Source organism: Rhodococcus sp. Z13_19A (genome assembly GCF_058133575.1).
In genome coordinates, this window is the sequence record NZ_JBYUNN010000002.1 from 111,418 (window position 1) to 129,581 (window position 18,164).

Annotated in this window: 14 protein-coding genes; 13 read left to right on the forward strand and 1 reads right to left on the reverse strand. The window is 73.6% G+C overall.

Features of this window, described 5'->3' with window-relative positions:
* Window positions 1–59 precede the first annotated feature (59 nt).
* The 13 genes from AC3YNX_RS07230 (at window position 60) to AC3YNX_RS07290 (ending at window position 16,391) form a co-directional block, all read left to right on the forward strand.
* The gene (locus AC3YNX_RS07230) at window positions 60–1,529 is read left to right on the forward strand and encodes an FAD-dependent oxidoreductase (RefSeq protein ID WP_489995043.1); all 1,470 of its coding nucleotides are present in this window, start codon (window positions 60–62) and stop codon (window positions 1,527–1,529) included.
* Between the two features lie 108 nt (window positions 1,530–1,637).
* Window positions 1,638–2,369 (forward strand): mycofactocin biosynthesis peptidyl-dipeptidase MftE, encoded by a 732-nt coding sequence (mftE, locus tag AC3YNX_RS07235; RefSeq protein WP_489995044.1) that lies wholly within the window; start codon window positions 1,638–1,640, stop codon window positions 2,367–2,369.
* A gap of 70 nt (window positions 2,370–2,439) precedes the next feature.
* Window positions 2,440–3,876 (forward strand): mycofactocin biosynthesis glycosyltransferase MftF, encoded by a 1,437-nt coding sequence (gene mftF / locus AC3YNX_RS07240; protein WP_489995045.1) that lies wholly within the window; start codon window positions 2,440–2,442, stop codon window positions 3,874–3,876.
* Between the two features lie 26 nt (window positions 3,877–3,902).
* The gene (locus tag AC3YNX_RS07245) at window positions 3,903–4,385 is read left to right on the forward strand and encodes a DUF309 domain-containing protein (RefSeq protein ID WP_489995046.1); all 483 of its coding nucleotides are present in this window, start codon (window positions 3,903–3,905) and stop codon (window positions 4,383–4,385) included.
* A 241-nt stretch (window positions 4,386–4,626) separates the two neighbouring features.
* Window positions 4,627–7,947: an EAL domain-containing protein gene (locus AC3YNX_RS07250; RefSeq protein ID WP_489995047.1), complete on the forward strand. Its 3,321-nt coding sequence runs from the start codon at window positions 4,627–4,629 to the stop codon at window positions 7,945–7,947.
* Window positions 7,948–8,040: 93 nt separating this feature from the next.
* The gene (locus AC3YNX_RS07255; protein ID WP_489995048.1) at window positions 8,041–9,156 is read left to right on the forward strand and encodes an NDMA-dependent alcohol dehydrogenase; all 1,116 of its coding nucleotides are present in this window, start codon (window positions 8,041–8,043) and stop codon (window positions 9,154–9,156) included.
* A complete protein-coding gene (locus tag AC3YNX_RS07260; protein ID WP_127781992.1) occupies window positions 9,153–10,094 on the forward strand; it encodes an AAA family ATPase in 942 nt (313 codons plus the stop codon). The genes AC3YNX_RS07255 and AC3YNX_RS07260 overlap by 4 nt, the downstream gene beginning before the upstream one ends.
* Complete coding sequence (locus AC3YNX_RS07265) at window positions 10,091–11,023, forward strand: vWA domain-containing protein (protein WP_241249674.1); 933 nt, start codon at window positions 10,091–10,093, stop codon at window positions 11,021–11,023. The genes AC3YNX_RS07260 and AC3YNX_RS07265 overlap by 4 nt, the downstream gene beginning before the upstream one ends.
* A gap of 153 nt (window positions 11,024–11,176) precedes the next feature.
* Window positions 11,177–11,653, forward strand: coding sequence for a (2Fe-2S)-binding protein (locus AC3YNX_RS07270; protein WP_127781993.1), 477 nt, complete (start codon window positions 11,177–11,179; stop codon window positions 11,651–11,653).
* Entirely contained in the window at window positions 11,653–14,154 is a 2,502-nt protein-coding gene (locus AC3YNX_RS07275) for a xanthine dehydrogenase family protein molybdopterin-binding subunit (RefSeq protein ID WP_489995049.1), read from the forward strand. Before AC3YNX_RS07270 ends, AC3YNX_RS07275 begins: the two co-directional genes overlap by 1 nt.
* Window positions 14,151–15,008 carry an FAD binding domain-containing protein gene (locus tag AC3YNX_RS07280; RefSeq protein ID WP_489995050.1) on the forward strand — a complete coding sequence of 286 codons (858 nt, stop codon included), beginning with the start codon at window positions 14,151–14,153 and terminating at the stop codon, window positions 15,006–15,008. The genes AC3YNX_RS07275 and AC3YNX_RS07280 overlap by 4 nt, the downstream gene beginning before the upstream one ends.
* A 36-nt stretch (window positions 15,009–15,044) precedes the next feature.
* Window positions 15,045–15,374, forward strand: coding sequence for a hypothetical protein (locus AC3YNX_RS07285; protein ID WP_127781996.1), 330 nt, complete (start codon window positions 15,045–15,047; stop codon window positions 15,372–15,374).
* A gap of 90 nt (window positions 15,375–15,464) precedes the next feature.
* The gene (locus AC3YNX_RS07290) at window positions 15,465–16,391 is read left to right on the forward strand and encodes an SRPBCC family protein (protein ID WP_489995051.1); all 927 of its coding nucleotides are present in this window, start codon (window positions 15,465–15,467) and stop codon (window positions 16,389–16,391) included.
* A 68-nt stretch (window positions 16,392–16,459) separates the two neighbouring features.
* On the opposite strand, the gene AC3YNX_RS07295 is transcribed toward AC3YNX_RS07290, so the two are convergent.
* Window positions 16,460–18,139 carry a DNA repair helicase XPB gene (locus AC3YNX_RS07295; RefSeq protein ID WP_127781997.1) on the reverse strand — a complete coding sequence of 560 codons (1,680 nt, stop codon included), beginning with the start codon at window positions 18,137–18,139 and terminating at the stop codon, window positions 16,460–16,462.
* Window positions 18,140–18,164 lie beyond the last annotated feature (25 nt).

Genomic DNA, 18,164 nt, shown 5'->3' on the forward strand with positions numbered 1-18,164 from the left:
TGATCCCGCTCACCGGGACCCGTGGCCACCGTCGCCCGTGCTGGCGAGAGAGTCGGGCCATGTCTGACAACAGCTCTGTGCGCCCTCGGCTCGCCCGCGACGTGACCACCTGGGCCCACGAGGCCGACGTGGTGGTCGCCGGGTACGGCGTGGCCGGGGCCAGTGCCGCGGTGGGGGCCGCGCAGGCCGGGGCCGACGTCCTGGTGCTGGAGCGCACCAGCGGCTGGGGCGGGGCCGCGTCGCTGTCCGGTGGCTTCATCTACCTCGGCGGCGGCACCTCGGTGCAGCAGGCGTGCGGGTTCGAGGACAGCCCGGAGAACATGAAGGCCTTCCTGGCCGCCGCCATGGGTGAGGGGGTGGACGAGGCCAAGCTGGACGCCTACTGCTCCGGCAGCGTCGCCCACTTCGACTGGCTGGTGCAGTGCGGGGTGCCGTTCAAGCCGACCTTCTGGGACCAGCCGGGCTGGGAGCCGCCGGGCGACGACGGGCTGCAGTACACCGGCGGGGAGAATGCCGCGCCGCTCAACGCCATCGCCACCCCCGCCCCCCGCGGGCACGTGCCGCAGATGAGCGACAAGCGCACCGGCGAGAAGGGCGGTGGCTACATGCTGATGAAGCCGCTCACCGACCTCGCCACCGAGCTGGGCGTGCGCAGCGCCTACGACATGCGCGTGCAGAGCTTGGTGGTCGATGACGACGGCCGGGTGGTCGGGCTGATCGCCAAGCAGTACGGCGAGGAGGTGGCCGTGCGCGCCCGCAAGGGCGTGGTGCTGGCCATGGGCAGCTTCGCCTACAACGAGCAGATGGTGCAGGCCTACGCCCCGCGCCTGGTGGGCCGGCCGGCCGCCTCCATCGAGGAGCACGACGGGCGGGCGATCCAGATGGCCCAGGCGCTGGGCGCGGACCTGGCGCACATGGACGCCACCGAGGTCGCCTTCTTCTGCGACCCGCAGCTGTTCATCCGCGGCATCCTGGTCAACGCCCGCGGCCAGCGCTACGTCACCGAGGACACCTACCCCGGCCGCGTCGGGCAGGCCACCCTGCAGGACAACGGCAACCAGGCGTTCCTGGTGATCGACGAGGCCGCCTACGAGGAGGCGCTGACCACGCCCAGCTCCACCGAGCTGCTGCGCCACCGGCCCAAGTGGGTGTGCGAGACGGTGGCCGAGCTGGAGGGCGAGATGGGGCTGCCCGAGGGCTCGCTGCAGGCGACGGTGCAGGTCTACAACACCCACGCGGCCACCGGCACCGACCCGGTGCTGGGCAAGAAGGCGGAGTGGCTCAAGCCGATCGGCTCCCCGGTGGCCGCCATCGACCTGCGCAACATGACCGGCGGGTTCACCCTGGGCGGGCTGCGCACCACCGTCGACTCGGCGGTGGTGCACGTCTCCGGCGAGCCCATCCCCGGCCTGTTCGCCGCGGGGCGCTGCACCTCCGGGCTCTCCGCCGGCGGCTACGCCAGCGGCATCTCCCTGGGCGACGGCAGCTTCTTCGGCCGCCGCGCGGGCCAGGCCGCCGCGAGCCAGTAGCCGTTGCTCGGCGGCCTCGGTGACGGCCTGGGCGCGCAGCGAGTCCAGCACCACCGGCGAGGCCAGCGGAAGTCCGTGCCGGGCACCCCGCCAGCTAGCGTGAGCACCGTGACCGGGCCAACGTTCAGCACCGCGGGTGACCTGGCCGGGCTCACCTGGCCGGAGGTGCCCGCCGACGCGCTGCTGGTGGTGCCGGTGGGCTCGGTGGAGCAGCACGGCCCGCACCTGCCGCTGGACACCGACGCTCGGGTGGCCAGTGCGGTGGCCCGGGAGCTGGTGCGCACCACCGCCGGCGCGGTGCTCGCGCCCGCGGTGCCCTACGGGGCGAGCGGGGAGCACGAGAGCTTCCCCGGCACCATCTCCATCGGCACCGAGGCGCTGCGCACCCTGCTCGTCGAGCTGGGTCGCTCCGCCTGCCGGTGGGCGCCCAGGCTGGTGCTGGTCAACGGCCACGGCGGCAACGCCCAGGCGCTGGTGCAGGCCGTGCGGCTGCTGCGCCAGGAGTCCCGCGACGTCGCCTGGCTGCCCTGCGCGGTGCCCGCCTCCGCCGCCCACGTCCCCGACGCCCACGCCGGGCGCACCGAGACCTCCCTGCTGCTGGCGCTGCACCCCGCCGACGTGCGCACCGCCGTCGCGGCCGCCGGAGCCACCGCCCCGGTGGCCACCCTGATGCCCGCGCTGCGAGCCGGCGGGGTGCGCGCGGTGAGCGCCAACGGGGTGCTGGGTGATCCGGCGGGCGCGCACGCCGCGGAGGGCGAGCAGCTGCTGGCCGCGCTGGCCGAGCAGGCCGCTGGGGCGGTGCGCCGCTGGGCGCCCGACACCAACGGGATGCTGTCGTGAGCCGGGTGGCGGTGGTGACCGGCACCGGCATCAACGCCAGCGCCGTCTCGCCGGGCTCCACCCGCACGCTGTGAGCACCCCGGCCCTGCCGCTGGGCTTCCGGGTGCAGCTCGACCGCCGGCTGTGGTGGCTCGACCGGGGTGCGGCCGTCCTCGGTGGGTCCCCGCCGCGGCTGCTGCGGCTGCGCCCGGCCGCCCGAGAGCGGCTGGCCGAGCAGCCGATGACGGTGCGCGACAGTGCCAGCGCGGCGCTGGCCCGCACCCTGCTCGACGCCGGGGTGGCCCACCCGCGCCCCGTCGGCGGACCCACGCCAGAGCAGGTGACGGTGGTGGTCCCGGTGCGCGACAACGCCGCCGGGGTGCAGCGGCTGCTGGCCGCGCTGACGCCCGGCACCCCGGTCGTGGTGGTCGACGACGGCTCCGACAGCGCCCACCGGCGGCAGCTGGCGACGGTGGTGGCCGAGCACGGCGCCGAGCTGGTCCGCCACCCCACCAGCCGCGGCCCGGCCGCCGCCCGCAACACCGGCCTGGCCCGGGCCCGCACCCCGTTCGTGGCCTTCCTGGACTCCGACGTGGTGCCCACCCCCGGCTGGCTGACCGCGCTGCTGCCGCACCTGGCCGACCCGGCGGTGGCGCTGGTGGCCCCGCGGATCGTGGCGCTGCCGGCCGGGCGCGGCTGGGTGGCCCGCTACGAGACGCTGCGGTCCTCGCTGGACCTGGGCCCGCGCGAGGCGGGCGTGCTGCCGCGCAGCCGGGTGGCCTACGTGCCCAGCGCCGCGCTGCTGGTGCGGGTGGCCGCGGTCAGCGGCGACGAGCGCGGCTGCTTCGCCGCGGAGATGTCGGTGGCCGAGGACGTGGACCTGTGCTGGCGGTTGCACGCCCGCGGCTGGCGGCTGCGCTACGAGCCTGCCGCCCGGGTCGCCCACCAGCACCGCACGCGAGTAGGCACCTGGTTGCGCCGCAAGGCCTTCTACGGCACCGGTGCCGCCCCGCTGGCGGCTCGGCACCCCGGGCAGGTGCCGCCGGTGGTGCTGGCGCCGTGGACGGCGGTGGCGGCGGCGCTGCTGCTGACCGGACGGCGCACGGGCGTCACGGGTGCGGCGGTGGTGACGGCGGTGGCCACGGTGCGCCTGTCCCGCAGCCTCACCGGGCTGCACCACCCGCTGGCGACCGCGGCGGTGCTGGCCCCGCGCGGGCTCTACGGCGCGCTCACCCAGCTGGCGTCGGCGGCGTGGCGGTCGTACTGGCCGGTGACGCTGCTGGTGGCGGCGCTCTCCCCGCGGGCCCGGCGGGTGCTGCTGGCCGCGGGGGTGCTGGACGGGCTGGCGGACTGGGCCACCCACCGGGACACCACCCCCCGCCGGGACGGGTCAGCACCCTCCCGGCTCGACCCGCTGCGCTACCTGGGGGCCAAGCGGCTCGACGACCTGGCCTACGGCACGGGGCTGTGGTGGGGTGCGCTGCGGGCGGGGGAGCCGGCGGCGCTGCGCCCGGAGCTCACCCGGTGAGCAGGCCGGTCGCTACCGTGACACCCATGACGGGACAGCGGCCGGGGCGCGACCGCGACGAGGAGGGCCGGGCCCGCAACGCCCGTCCCCGCGACGGCCTTGGCCGGCCCCTGCCCTACGGCGCCGCCGGGGTGGAGCGTGCGCCCGAGGGCCTGCACCGCACGCCGGAGCAGACCCTGGCGGAGGCGCAGGAGCTGCTGGACGCGGGCATGCCCTTTCACGCCCACGAGGTGCTCGAGGACGCCTGGAAGCTGGCGCCGGAGCCGGAGCGGGCGCTGTGGCGAGGCCTGGCCCAGCTGGCGGTGGGCCACACCCACTGCCTGCGCGGCAACGTCCGCGGAGCCCAGGCCCTGCTCACCCGCGCGGCCGCCGTGCTGGCCGAGCAGCCCGCGCCCGGCCCGCACGGGGTGGACGTGGCCGGCCTGGTGGCGTGGGCCCGGGAACTGAGCGCGGCGCTGCCCGGCGGGGTGCCCACCGACCTCTCCGCGCCGGTGCTGCGCCGGCGCTGACCGGGCCATCGCCGGAGATTGCGTTGCCTCCAAGCGAAATTGCGCTGTGTCGCCCGGTCGGTCGCCCGGGCGGTCTCAGCGCAGGAGCCGGGGTCGCCACGCTAAGAGATCGACCCGGCAAGCCGATGAGACAGGTCACTGGCCGTGCATGATGAAGCGCGCGAGTGAGTTTCGCCAGTCGTAGACCGCCCCCACGGCGGCATCGTGCAGCTGGTTGCGGGCTTGAACCGGGGGGTTGGGGTTGTCCACGGACACGAGAGCGGACGCGGGGCCGGACCGTCCCGCGGGCCGAGGCGTCGCGGCGCAGATCGACCTCGCCCGGCTGGCCCGCCTGCTGGCCGTGGTGGTCGAGGAGCACCGAGACTGGCGTGACCTCGTCCGCGACGTGGCCGAGCACCTGGGCGCGCTCTTCGCCAGCGCCGTGGTGGCGATCGACAAGGTGGTGGTGACCGACGGGTCCGCCAGCATCACGCCGCTCGTGCTGGTGCCGGCCGCCGAGGAGAAGGTCGCCAACCACGCCGCGCTCGAGGAGGCGGTGCGCACCGGTCGGGCAGTGCACCTGGCCGGACCCGACGTGCTGCCCCAGGCACTCGCCGCCGGGCTGCCGCACGTGGGGATCTGCGTGCCGAGCGCGGACACCACGGTGCTCTCCCTGTACCGCCAGTCCGGCACCCCGTTCACCACGGCCGAGGCGGAGCTGGTGACCATCGTGGCCAGCTACCTGTCGCTGGTGATGCGCCGGCTGCAGCGGGTGGCCCAGCTGCGCAACCTGGCCGAGCACAGCGTCCGGATCGGCACGCGCCGCAGCGAGCAGGACGTGCTGGACCTCGCGGTGGAGGGAATCCTGCCGCTGCTGGAGGCCGATGCCGCCTGCGTGGTGCTGCTCGACGACGGGAGGATCGCCCGCTGCGTGGCCCAGCGTGGCCTGAACGCCGAGCTGCTCTCCACCTGGAGCGGACACCTGCGCCCGGACCTGCTGCACCAGCTGACGCAGGAGCGCCGGCCGCTGCGCCTGGCCGACATCCGCAACCAGCTCCCCGAGCGGGCCGGCTGGCGTCCCCGCGCGGGGGTGACCGTGCCGGTGGAGGTGGACGGCACGGTGGTGGCCCTGCTCGGGGCCTTCCGGCGCAGCGGCTGGGAGTTCAGCTCCGACGACGAGTACGTGCTGACGCTGCTCGCCAGCCAGGTCGCCTCCGCCATGACCAACGCCCGGGCGGTGCTCACCGGTGAGCGGCGTCGGCAGGCCGCCGAGTCGCTCGGTGCGCTGTCCTCGGCGCTCAACTCCAGCCTCAGCGCCGCCGAGGTGGCGAGCCGGTTCTGTGCCGCCATGGTGGAGCACTCCGGCGCCGACCGCTCCGCGCTGCTGCTGCTGGACGACGACAGCACCCGGCTGGTCCCGATGTGTGTGTCCCCGCAGCAGGAGGGCGGCTTCCTGGCGCGCTTCCGCGGCCCGCTCGGCTGCATCATGGTGGACGAGCACCCCACCCTGCAGCAGGCCGTGACCGGTCTGCGCGCGGTGACGGCCGCCGTCACCGACGACGCCAGCGGTGCTGTCCGCTGGCTGCACGCCCAACCCCTGGTGGTGCACGGCGCCGCCGTCGGGGTGGTGCTGCTGGAGTGGTTCGCCGCCGACCGGCCGCAGCCGCAGGAGATGCTCGGCCTCATCGCCGACATGGCCGGCACCGCGCTGCAGCACGCCCGGCTGTTCGAGCGCGCCGAGCAGAGCGGCCTGCAGCTGGCGGCGCTGCACGACGTGGCGGTGGCCATGAACAACGACGACGACCTCGGCGCCACCCTGCAGCGGGTGGCCGAGTCCACGCTGCAGATCACCGGGGCCCGCACCGGCTGGATCACCCTGGTCGACCCCGACGGGGTGGGGGCCACCCACGTGGCCGTCGTCGGCGACCCCGACATCATCAAGGACAGCACCGTCCGGGGCGGCACCACCGCCAACATGCACCGCAACATCGGGGGCTGGGCGGTGGCGCACTCCAGGACGGCCTGGGTGCCCAACACCGCCGCCGGCATCAGCGAGCCACCGGAGGCGGCCGAGTGGTTGTTCGACCGCACTCCCGGCTGTGTGGTGGTGGTGCCGCTGCCCGGCCGCGGCGGCACCTCGCTGGGGTTCCTGTCCCTGCGCCACCCCGAGCCGTACTTCCTCAGCCGCTCGTGCCTGCCGATCCTGCAGCGCTTCGCCACCGAGACCGGCCTGGCCGTGGAGAACCACCGTGAGCTCGAGGCCCGGCGCTCGCTGGAGCGCCAGCTGCGCGAGCAGGCCTCGGTGGATCCGCTGACCGGCCTGGCCAACCGCACCCGGCTGGGCGTCCTGCTGGGAGAGGCCCTGCGGCGCACCGATCAGGAGCACTGCCTCGGTGTGGTGTTCCTCGACCTCGACCGGTTCAAGACCATCAACGACAGCCTGGGCCACGCCGCCGGCGACGAGCTGCTCACCGCGGTGGGTCAGCGCCTGGAGGCGGCGGTGCGCCCGGAGGACGTGGTGGGCCGCCTCGGCGGCGACGAGTTCGTGGTGCTGCTCAACCGGCTGGCCCGACCCACCGCCACGGCCGAGGCCGAGCTGGTCGGCGGACGCATCCTGGCGGCGCTGACCGAGCCCTTCCCGGTGGGCCAGCGCTCGGTGTTCGTCTCCGCCAGCATCGGCCTGGCCGTGGCGCACGGCAGTGAGCACGACGCGGAGAGCCTGCTCCGCGAGGCCGACATCGCGATGTACCGCGCCAAGGCCGCGGGCAAGGCGCAGGTCGCCGTGTACGAGCCGTCCATGAGCGTGGCCGGCCTGCTGGACATGGAGAGCGACCTGCGCCACGCGCTGGACCGCCAGGAGCTGGAGGTGCACTACCAGACCATCGTGGAGGTGGGCACCGGCCGGCCGGTGGGCATCGAGGCGCTGACGCGGTGGAACCACTGCACCCGCGGCGCGGTGCCGCCGGACGAGTTCATCTCCCTGGCCGAGGACACCGGCCTGATCCGGCGGCTGGACCAGTGGGTGCTGGAGACCGCGCTGCGCGACGTCGCCCGCGTGCGCCAGGAGTGGCCCGAGATCGGCGTCAACGTCAACCTCTCGGCGCTGCACGTGCACGAGCCGACGCTGCCCGCGCGCATCCGTGGGCTGCTCAAGGAGCACGGGGTGAGCCCGCAGGCGCTCACCCTCGAGATCACCGAGACGGCGTCGCTGTGGGACCCCGCCCGCACCATGGGCAGCCTCCGCGACCTGCGCTCGCTCGGGGTGGGGGTGGTGGTGGACGACTTCGGCACCGGCTACTCCAACTTCAGCTACCTCAAGCAGCTGCCGCTGCGCGGGCTGAAGATCGACCGCAGCTTCGTGCAGAACCTGGACCAGGACGAGGACGCCGCCATCGTCACCGCCCTGCTCACCCTGAGCCAGACGCTGGGCCTGGAGGTGATCGCCGAAGGGGTGGAGACCGCGCAGCAGCAGGAGAAGCTGCTGGAGCTGGGATGCTCGCGCGCGCAGGGCTTCCTGTTCTCCCGGGCGGAGCCGGTGGCGGTGCTGCTGGAGCGGCTGCGGGTGGAGCTGGCCCCGGCCTGAGCGCCGGAGTTGCCGGGAACGTCCACGCGGCGCAGGGTGAGTGTGACTCGCGTCACCGCAGCCGCGGGTCCTGGTCAGCGAGGAGAACCCCAGATGAAGACCAAGGCCGCAGTAGTCGTCGAGACCGGCAAGCCCATCGAGCTGATGGAGCTCGACCTGGACGGGCCCAGAGCGGGGGAGGTGCTCATCCGCTACACCCACGCGGGCCTGTGCCACTCCGACGTCCACATCCAGCACGGCGACCTGGAGGCCCGGCTGCCCATGGTGCTCGGCCACGAGGGCGCAGGCGTCATCGAGGAGGTCGGCCCCGGCGTCACCCGGGTCAAGGCCGGGGACAACGTGGTCTGCTCGTTCATCCCCAACTGCGGGGTGTGCCACTGGTGCGCCTCCGGCCGACAGTCCATCTGCGACATGGGCGCCAACATCCTGGAGGGCTACCTGCCCGGGCCCCGCTTCCCGTACACCGGACCCGACGGCGACTACGGCGCGATGTGCATGCTCGGCACGTTCTCCCAGTGGGGTGTCATCCACCAGAACTCCGTGGTGAAGGTGGACGACGACCTGCCGCTGGACAAGGCGGTGCTGGTCGGCTGCGGCGTGCCCACCGGGTGGGGCTCGGCGGTGAACACCGCGAACGTGCGCCCCGGCGACACGGTGGTGGTCTTCGGCATCGGCGGGATCGGCATCAACGCCGTGCAGGGTGCGGCCTACGCCGGCGCCAAGAACCTCATCGCCGTCGACCCGCTGGAGAACAAGCGGGAGAAGGCGATGGAGCTCGGCGCCACGCACGCGGTGGCCACCGGCGAGGAGGCGCAGCAGCTGGCCGTCGACCTCACCAGGGGCGTGGGGGCGGACAGCGCCATCGTCACCGTCGGCCTGGTGGAGCAGCAGGTGGTGAGCGAGGCGTTCAACGCCATCGGCAAGGGCGGCAGCGTGGTGCTCACCGGGCTGAACCGGCTGGACGTGCAGAACGTGCAGCTGCCCGGTTCGATCATGACGCTGTTCCGCAAGAGCGTGAAGGGCAGCCTCTTCGGCGACTGCAACCCCACCACCGACATCCCAAAAATCTTGGGGCTGTACCAGAGTGGTGACCTCAAGCTGGACGAGCTGATCACCAGGACCTATACCCTCGACCAGGTGAACGAGGGCTACAGCGACCTGCTCGAGGGCAAGAACGTGCGCGGCGTGATCGTGCACGAGCACACGTGAGCACTCTGCTCACTGCGGCGGGGCCTGTTGCGACAGGCCCCGCCGCTGCGGTGGTGGGCCGCCACCGGGAGGTCGAGCTGCTCGTGGCCGCCCTGGACTGCGGCGCCCACGTCCTGCTGGAGGGCCCACCCGGCACCGGCAAGACCACCCTGCTGCGCTCGGTGGCCGCGGCCGGGTCGGTGCCGTTCGTCTTCGTGGAGGGCAACGCCGAGCTCACGCCCGGTCGGCTGATCGGGCACTTCGACCCCGCCCAGGTGCTCAGCGAGGGCTACAGCCCGGACGTCTTCGTCGACGGCCCGCTGGTGCAGGCGATGCGGGCCGGGTCCCTGCTCTACGTGGAGGAGGTCAACCGCGTCCCGGAGGAGACCCTGAACGTGCTCATCACGGTGATGAGCGAGGGCGAGCTGCACGTGCCGCGGCTGGGCCGGGTGCCGGCGGCCGCGGGCTTCCGGCTGGTGGCCGCGATGAACCCGTTCGACGCGGTGGGCACCGCCCGCATCTCCGCCGCCGTCTACGACCGCTGCTGCCGCATCACCATGGGCTACCAGTCGGCGCAGGACGAGGCCGACATCGTGGTGCTGCGCGGCCCGGCCGTGCCCGACCCCTGGCGCGCGCAGGTGGTGGACCTGGTGCGCCGCACCCGCGAGCACCCGGACGTGCGGATCGGCTCCTCGGTGCGCGGCGCCATCGACCTGGTGCGGCTGGCGGTGTCGCTGTCCGGGCTGCGCGGGCAGGAGCCCACCAGCTGGCTGGTGGGCCTGGACGCGGCCCTGGTGGCGCTCTCCGGCCGGGTGCGCCTGCAGGAGTCGTGCGGGCGGGCGCCGGAGGAGATCGTCCGCGAGCTCTACGTGGCGGTGTTCGGCGCCGAGCCCACCGACGACGACCCCGCCGACGAGTCCGAGCCCACGGGGGACGGTGGTGCGTCGGGGGGAGCGTGAGCCCGCCCAGCGCGGGCGAGGAGCCACCACCAGCCCGGCGCGACCGCGGTCCGCGCCAGCGCACCACCCCGCGCTCCGAGCTCTCCCGCGCGCCCGAGTTCGAGCAGGTCTCCCCGGAGGTGGGCCAGCTGGACGAGGAGGCCTTCGACGCCGCGGCCGCCGCCGATCCCGACGCGGCGCTGACCCTGCTGGCGGACATGGCCACCGCCACCGACGAGGGCCTGCGTGCCGCCGCGCGGCGGCTGGCCGCCCGGGTGGTGCTCGACCGTGCCCGCACCGGCCTGGCCCGCAGCCGCGGGGTGCGCCGGCTGCGCCCGGTGCCGGCCGACCGCGGCGGCGACCTGGACGTGGACGCCTCCCTGGACGCCGTGCTCGACGCCCGCGCGCAGGGCAGGCAGCCGGGGCTGGACGAGCTCACCGCCCGCCAGTGGGGCCGCCCGGAGCTGGCGCTGTGCCTGCTGGTGGACACCTCCGGGTCGATGGGTGGGGCCCGCCTCGCCGCGGCCGCCCTCACCGCGGCCGCGTGCGCGCTGCGGGCGCCGGGGGAGCACGCGATCGTCTCCTTCGCCCGGACGGTGACGGTGCTGCGCGCGATCACCTCGCAGGCGCCGGCCTCGGCGGTGGTCGACTCGGTGCTCACCCTGCGCGGGCACGGCACCACCTCGCTGGCGGCGGGGCTGCGCGCGGCCGGGGAGGAGCTGGCCCGCAGCAGCGCCGAGCGACGGGTGGTGGTGCTGCTCAGCGACTGCCGCACCAGCGAGACCGAGGACCCCGCCCTGGTGGCGGCGCGGCTGCCGGAGCTGGTGGTGCTCGCCCCGGCCGACGACGACGAGGAGGCGGTGGCGCTGGGGCGGCGCAGCGGGGCGCGGGTGGCCGCGCTGCGCGGTGTGGCCGACGCGCCGGCCGTGCTCGCTGCGCTGCTGGTCTAGCGCTCGCAGGTCGGCCGAGCCAACGGCGCGAACCGGTCTCCCCGCCCGCACTTGCCGCAGCCGCCGCTCTGCGCAAGGGTGGGCTGTGAGCCCGGTCACGTTGCGCCCCCTGGCGGGGCGGTGCCGGGGAGCCGCTCTGGAGGAGGAGACCTGATGACCCGAGTGAACATGGTCGTCGACGGCGTCAGCTACGCGGACGAGGTGGAGCCGCGGACGCTGCTGGTGCACCACCTGCGGGAGCGCCTCGGCAAGGTGGGCACCCTCGTGGGTTGCGACACCAGCAACTGCGGGGCCTGCACGGTCCACCTGGACGGGGTGAGCGTGAAGTCGTGCTCGGTGCTGGCGGTGCAGGCCGACGGCGCGGAGGTGACCACCATCGAGGGCCTGGCCACCGGCGGCGAGCTGCACCCGGTGCAGCGCGCCTTCCACGAGAACCACGGCTTGCAGTGCGGCTTCTGCACCCCGGGGATGATCATGCAGAGCGTCGACCTGCTCAAGGAGAACCCCGACCCCACCGAGGAACAGGTGCGGGAAGGGCTGGAGGGCAACCTCTGCCGCTGCACCGGCTACCAGAACATCGTCAAGGCCGTGCAGGCCGCCGCGCAGACGCTGAAGCCGGCAGGTGCCTGATGACCACCACCGTCGACTCGCCCACCGGCACCGACCCCGAGCTCGGGCGCGAGCGCCTGCGCAAGGAGGACGCCCGGCTGATCACCGGGCGCACCCGCTTCACCGACAACATCGTGCTGCCCGGGATGCTGCACGTGGCGGTGCTGCGCAGCCCCTTCGCGCACGCCACCATCACCTCCGTCGACACCAGCGACGCGCGCAGCCGGCCGGGCGTGCACGCGGTGTACACCGGTGCCGACTTCGCCGCCGAGCAGGGCAGCCTGCCGTGCGCGTGGGCGATCACGCCGGACATGAAGACCCCCGACCACCCGGCGGTCGCGGTGGACACGGTGAACTTCGCCGGGGAGATCGTCGCGGTGGTGGTGGCCCGCAGCGCCTACGAGGCCGCCGACGCCCTGGACGGCATCGACATCGACTACGACGAGCTGCCCGCGGTGCTGGACATGGAGGCCGCCCTGGCCGAGGGTGCCGACCTGGTGCACCCCGCGCTGGGCACCAACAAGTGTGCGGTGTGGACCTTCGACTCCGCCGAGGCCGGCACCGGCAGCAGCGTCACCGACGCCCTCGCCGAGGTCACCGTCACCCGGCGCTTCCGCCAGCAGCGGCTCATCCCCGCGTTCATGGAGCCGCGCTCGGTGGTGTGCGACCCCACCGGCGAGCAGCTCACCCTGTGGACGTCCACCCAGGTGCCGCACCTGGTGCGCACCATGATGGCGATGACGCTGGGCATCCCCGAGCACAAGCTGCGGGTGATCGCCCCCGACGTGGGCGGCGGCTTCGGCGGCAAGCTGCAGATCACGCCGGAGGAGGTGCTCGCGGTGATGCTGGGCCGTCGGCTCGGCCGGCCGGTCAAGTACACCGAGTCGCGCTCGGAGTCGCTGCTGGCCGCCCACCACGGCCGGGACCAGATCCAGGACATCACCATCACCGCCCGGCGGGACGGCACCGTCACCGGCCTCACGGTGGAGCTGATGGCCGACATGGGCGCCTACCTCGGCCTGGTCACCCCGGGCGTGCCCATCCTCGGCGCGTTCATGTTCAACTCCATCTACAAGTTCCCGGCGTACCACTTCAGCTGCACCAACGTCTTCACCACCAAGGCGTGGACGGACGCCTACCGCGGCGCGGGCCGGCCCGAGGCCACCTTCGGCATCGAGCGGATCATGGACGAGCTGGCGGTCGAGCTGGACATGGAACCGATGGAGCTGCGCCGGAAGAACTGGATCACGCACGAGGAGTTCCCGTTCACCACGGTCGCCGGGCTCACCTACGACACCGGCAACTACGAGGCGTCCACCGACAAGGCGATGGAGCTGTTCGACTACGCGGGGCTGCGCGCGGAGCAGCAGCGCCGCCGGGAGTCCGGCGACACCCTGCAGCTGGGCATCGGCATCTCCACGTTCACCGAGATGTGCGGGCTGGCGCCCTCGCGGGTGCTGGGTCAGCTGAACTTCGGCTCGGGCGGGTGGGAGCACGCCGCCATCCGGATGCTGCCCACCGGCAAGGTCGAGGTGGTCACCGGCGTCACCCCGCACGGGCAGGGGCACGAGACGGCGTTCAGCCAGATCGTCGCCGACCGGCTCGGCGTGGCCTTCGAGGACGTCGAGCTGCTGCACGGCGACACCCAGTCCTCGCCCAAGGGCCTGGACACCTACGGGTCCCGCTCGCTGGTGGTCGGGGGCGTCGCCATCGTGCAGGCCGCCGACAAGGTGATCGACAAGGCCCGGCCGATCGCTGCACACCTGCTGGAGTGTGCCCCGGAGGACCTGGAGTTCGCCGGTGGCCGGTTCACCGTGCGCGGCACCGAGGCGGGCCTGGGCATCGCCGACATCTCCCTGGCGGTGTTCACCGCGCACAACCTGCCCGACGGGGTGGAGCCCAGCCTGGACTCCCAGGCCACCTTCGACCCGGAGAACTTCAGCTACCCGCACGGCACCCACCTCTGCGCGGTGGAGGTGGACACCGAGACCGGGTTCGTGCAGATCTACCGCTACGTCTGCGTGGACGACGTGGGGCAGGTGGTCAACCCGATGATCGTGGAGGGCCAGATCCACGGTGGGCTGGCCCAGGGCATCGCCCAGGCGCTGTACGAGGAGGCGATCTACGACGACGGCGGGACCCTGCTCACCGGCACCATGGCCGACTACCTGCTGCCCTCGGCGATGGACCTGCCGCACTTCACCACCGAGCGCACCGAGACCCTCGCGACGTCCAACGTGCTGGGCGTGAAGGGAGTGGGCGAGGCGGGCACCATCGCCTCCACGCCGGCCGTGGTCAACGCCGTGCTCGACGCGGTGCGCCAGCACGGCGTGCGCGACATCGAGATGCCGTGCTCGCCGCAGCGGGTGTGGCGGGCGCTGGAGCAGGCCAGGGGCGGCCTGGACGCCGGCGGGCCCGCGGGGCGCAACACCCCCGAGGCTGGCGGCGGCCTGGGCACCACCGACGCCTCCGGCTCGGTGGACGAGTCCACCAGCACCACCGACGAGGGAGGACTCGCATGATCCCCGGGAGCTTCGACTACGTGGCGCCGACGACGGTCGCCGAGGCGCTGCAGGTGCTGGCCGCCGGCGGCGAGGACGCCAAGGTGCTCGGCGGCGGGCAGAGCCTGAATCCGGTGCTGCGGCTGCGGATGGCCGCCCCCACCCTGGTGGTGGACCTGAACAAGGTGGCCGAGCTGCGGGGCATCGCGGTGGAGGGCGACGAGCTGGTGATCGGCGCGATGACCACCCACCACGACGTGCTGCACAGCCCGCTGGTGGCCGAGCACGCGGCGCTGCTCGCGCTCACCACCGCCACCGTGGCCGACCCGCAGATCCGTCACCGCGGCACGCTCGGCGGGGCTCTGGTGCACGCCGACCCCGCCGGTGACCTCGGCGCGCCGGTGCTGGCCCTGGACGCGTCGCTGGTGCTCGCCTCGCCCACGGGCACCCGCACCGTGGCCGCGGCGGACTTCTTCCAGGACCTCTTCACCACCGCGGTGCAGCCGGGCGAGCTGCTCACCCAGGTCCGCCTCCCTCGGCACACCGGCTGGGGGGCCCGCTACGAGAAGTTCCAGCGGGTGGCGCAGGCGTGGTCGGTGGTGGCGGTCGCGGCAGCCGTGCGGCTGGAGGGCGGCACCATCGCGCAGGCCAAGGTGGCGCTGACCAACATGGCGTCCACGCCCGTGCGGGCGGCCGCGGTGGAGGCCGCGCTGCTCGGCCAGCCGGCCACCGCCGAGCCGGTCCGCGCCGCCGCGGCGCAGGCCGGGGTCGGCACCTCACCGGGCAGCGACGTCGGTGCCGACGCGGCCTACCGCACCCACCTGGCCGGGGTGCTCACCCGTCGGGCGGTGTCGGCGGCCGCCGGCATCTCCTGACCCAGCTCGTCCATCCACAGCAGACAGGAGAGGCACGTGTCCGACTCAGGGACGACCGACTCAGGCGCCACCAGCGCGGCCGACGGCAAGGGAGCCGGGCCCGAGCCCACGGGGGCGGAGATGCCCGGGGCCATCGGGGCGCCCACCCCCACCCCGCGCTCGGCCACCGGCACCGAGACCGCCCAGGGGGCGTCCGGCGAGGGCGACGAGCCGGGCCCCGCGGGACCCGCTGCGAGCGGGTCCGGACCCGGCCGTGGCGCGCCGGTGCAGTCCTCGCCGGCTGGCGGCGAGATGGCCTGGTTCGCGCCCGTGCTGGTCGCGCTGACGGTGGGCACGTTCGTGCTCTGGTGGCTGCGGCGGCGCTGAGCGGGCGGTCGTGCCCGGGTGTGGTTGCCGTCACAGCCACGGCGTAACTTGGCGGAGGAACGCGGTGGCCTGAATGGATAGGGTGATTTGATGGAGATGGAACACGATTTCACGGTCGACGCACCTATTGGCGAGGTCTGGACGGCTTTTCTCGAGCCGCCGCGGGTGGCGCCGTGCTTTCCCGGCGCCACGCTGACCGGCTCCGACGACACGTCCTTCACCGGCACCGTCAAGGTCAAGCTGGGACCGATTGCCATGTTGTACAAGGGAACCGGGACTTACGTCAGCGCCGACGAGAGCACCCACACTGCGGTGATCGACGCCAAGGGCAAGGATTCTCGTGGCAACGGGCAAGCCAGTGCCAAGGTGACGGCCATTCTCTCCGAGAATGGCTCTGGCAGCACCAAGGTGGTGGTCAAGACCGACCTGAACATCACCGGCAAGCCCGCGCAGATGGGGCGCGGCCTCATCGTGGACGTGGGCGGCAAGATCATCGGGCAGTTCGCCCAGTGCCTGAGCGAGCGGCTCGGCTCAGGGGCGAGCGAGGGCGCCGCGGCGAGCGGCGCGGCCACCACCGCTCCATCCACCACCACCGAAGCCACCACCACCGGGACCACCACGGCCGGCACGTCCGCGGCCGCGCCGTCCACGCCGACGTCAGCCACCTCGGCCCCGTCCAGCTCGTCCGGGCCCAGCGCGACGCCGCCAAGCAGCCAGCCGGCACCCGCGGCGGCAGGGACCTCCTCCAGCGACGGGACGGACGGGCACGGGTGGCCGTCGGAGTCCACCTCGGCCGAGGCCATCGACCTGATGGAGATGGCCGGCGGCAGCGCCATGCTCAAGCAGGCGCTCCCGGTGATCGCCGGGGTCGCGCTCGGGCTGGTGGTGGGCGGGATCGTCGGCTGGCTGGCCAAGCCGAAGCCCAAGCCGCGCACCGTGATCCCGTCGTACCTGGAGGCGGTGCTCGCCCCTCAGCGGGCACTCGTCGACCTGTCCGCCCACCGCCGGCACAAGTAGTCCGACGTGCAGAACCACCTCAGCCCCGCCGGAGCTCCGGCGGGGCTGACGTGGTCGTGGGGCTGGTGTCAGCCGACCTCGGGGATCGGCGGCCCCAGCAGGTCGTCGGCATCGGTGATCCGGTAGGCGTAGCCCTGCTCGGCCAGGAACCGCTGCCGGTGGGCGGCGTAGTCGGCGTCCAGGGTGTCGCGGGCGACCACCGAGTAGAAGTGCGCCTGCCCGCCGTCGTGCTTGGGTCGCAGCAGCCGGCCCAGTCGCTGCGCCTCCTCCTGGCGTGAGCCGAACGTCCCCGACACCTGCACCGCCACCGAGGCCTCCGGCAGGTCGATGGAGAAGTTGGCCACCTTGCTCACCACCAGGGTCTGGATCTCCCCGCGGCGGAACTCGTCAAAGAGCTTCTCCCGCTCCTTGTTCCGGGTGGATCCCTGGATCACCGGTGCCCCCAGCGCCTCCCCGAGCTCGTCGAGCTGGTCGAGGTAGGCGCCGATCACCAGGGTGGGCGCCCCGGGGTGGCGCTCCAGGATGGACTTGACCACCGGCATCTTGGTGCGCGCGGTGGAGCACAGCTTGTAGCGCTCCTCCGGCTCGGCGGTGGCGTAGGCCAGCCGCTCGGCGTCGGTGAGCGTCACCCGCACCTCGATGCACTCCGCGGGCGCGATCCAGCCCTGCTCCTCGATGTCCTTCCACGGCGCGTCGTAGCGCTTGGGGCCGATCAGGCTGAACACGTCACCCTCGCGGCCGTCCTCACGCACCAGCGTGGCGGTGAGACCCAGTCGGCGACGCGACTGCAGGTCGGCCGTCATCCGGAACACCGGCGCCGGGAGCAGGTGCACCTCGTCGTAGATCACCAGGCCCCAGTCCCGGGAGTCGAACAGCTCCAGGTGGCGGTACTCGCCCTTGGTCTTGCGGGTGACCACCTGGTAGGTGGCGATGGTGACCGGACGGATCTCCTTGCGCTCACCGGAGTACTCGCCGATCTCGTCCTCGGTGAGGGAGGTGCGGGCCACCAGCTCACGCTTCCACTGCCGTCCGGCCACGGTGTTGGTCACCAGGATGAGCGTGGTGGCCTTGGCCTTGGCCATGGCGGCTGCACCGACCATGGTCTTGCCGGCGCCGCAGGGCAGCACCACCACGCCGGAGCCGCCGGCCCAGAAGGAGTCGGCCGCCATCTGCTGGTAGTCGCGCAGCTCCCAGTAGCCCTCGTCCCCGGGCTCGCCGCTGTCCAGGGAGATGTCGTGCGCCTCGCCGTCCACGTAGCCGGCGAGGTCTTCCGCCGGCCAGCCGACCTTGAGCAACATCTGCTTGAGCCGGCCACGCTCGGACGGGTGGACGACCACCGTGTCGTCGTCCACCCGTGCGCCGAGCATGGGGGCGATCTTCTTGTGCCGCATGATCTCTTCGAGCACTGCTCGGTCGAGGCTGATGAGCACCAGGCCGTGCGCCGGGCTCTTGACCAGCTGCAGCCGGCCGTAGCGGCCCATGGTGTCCACGATGTCCACCAGGAGCGCCTGGGGCACCGCGTAGCGGGAGAAGCGGACCAGGGCGTCGACCACCTGCTCGGCGTCGTGCCCGGCGGCGCGGGCGTTCCAGAGGGCCAGCGGGGTGATCCGGTAGGTGTGCACGTGCTCGGGGGCTCGCTCGAGCTCGGCGAACGGGGCGATGGCCTGCCGGGCCTCACCGGCCAGCTCGTGGTCCATCTCGAGCAACAGCGTCTTGTCGGACTGGACGATCAACGGTCCGTCGGTCACACGTCCTCCTGGGTTTCTGCGGCAA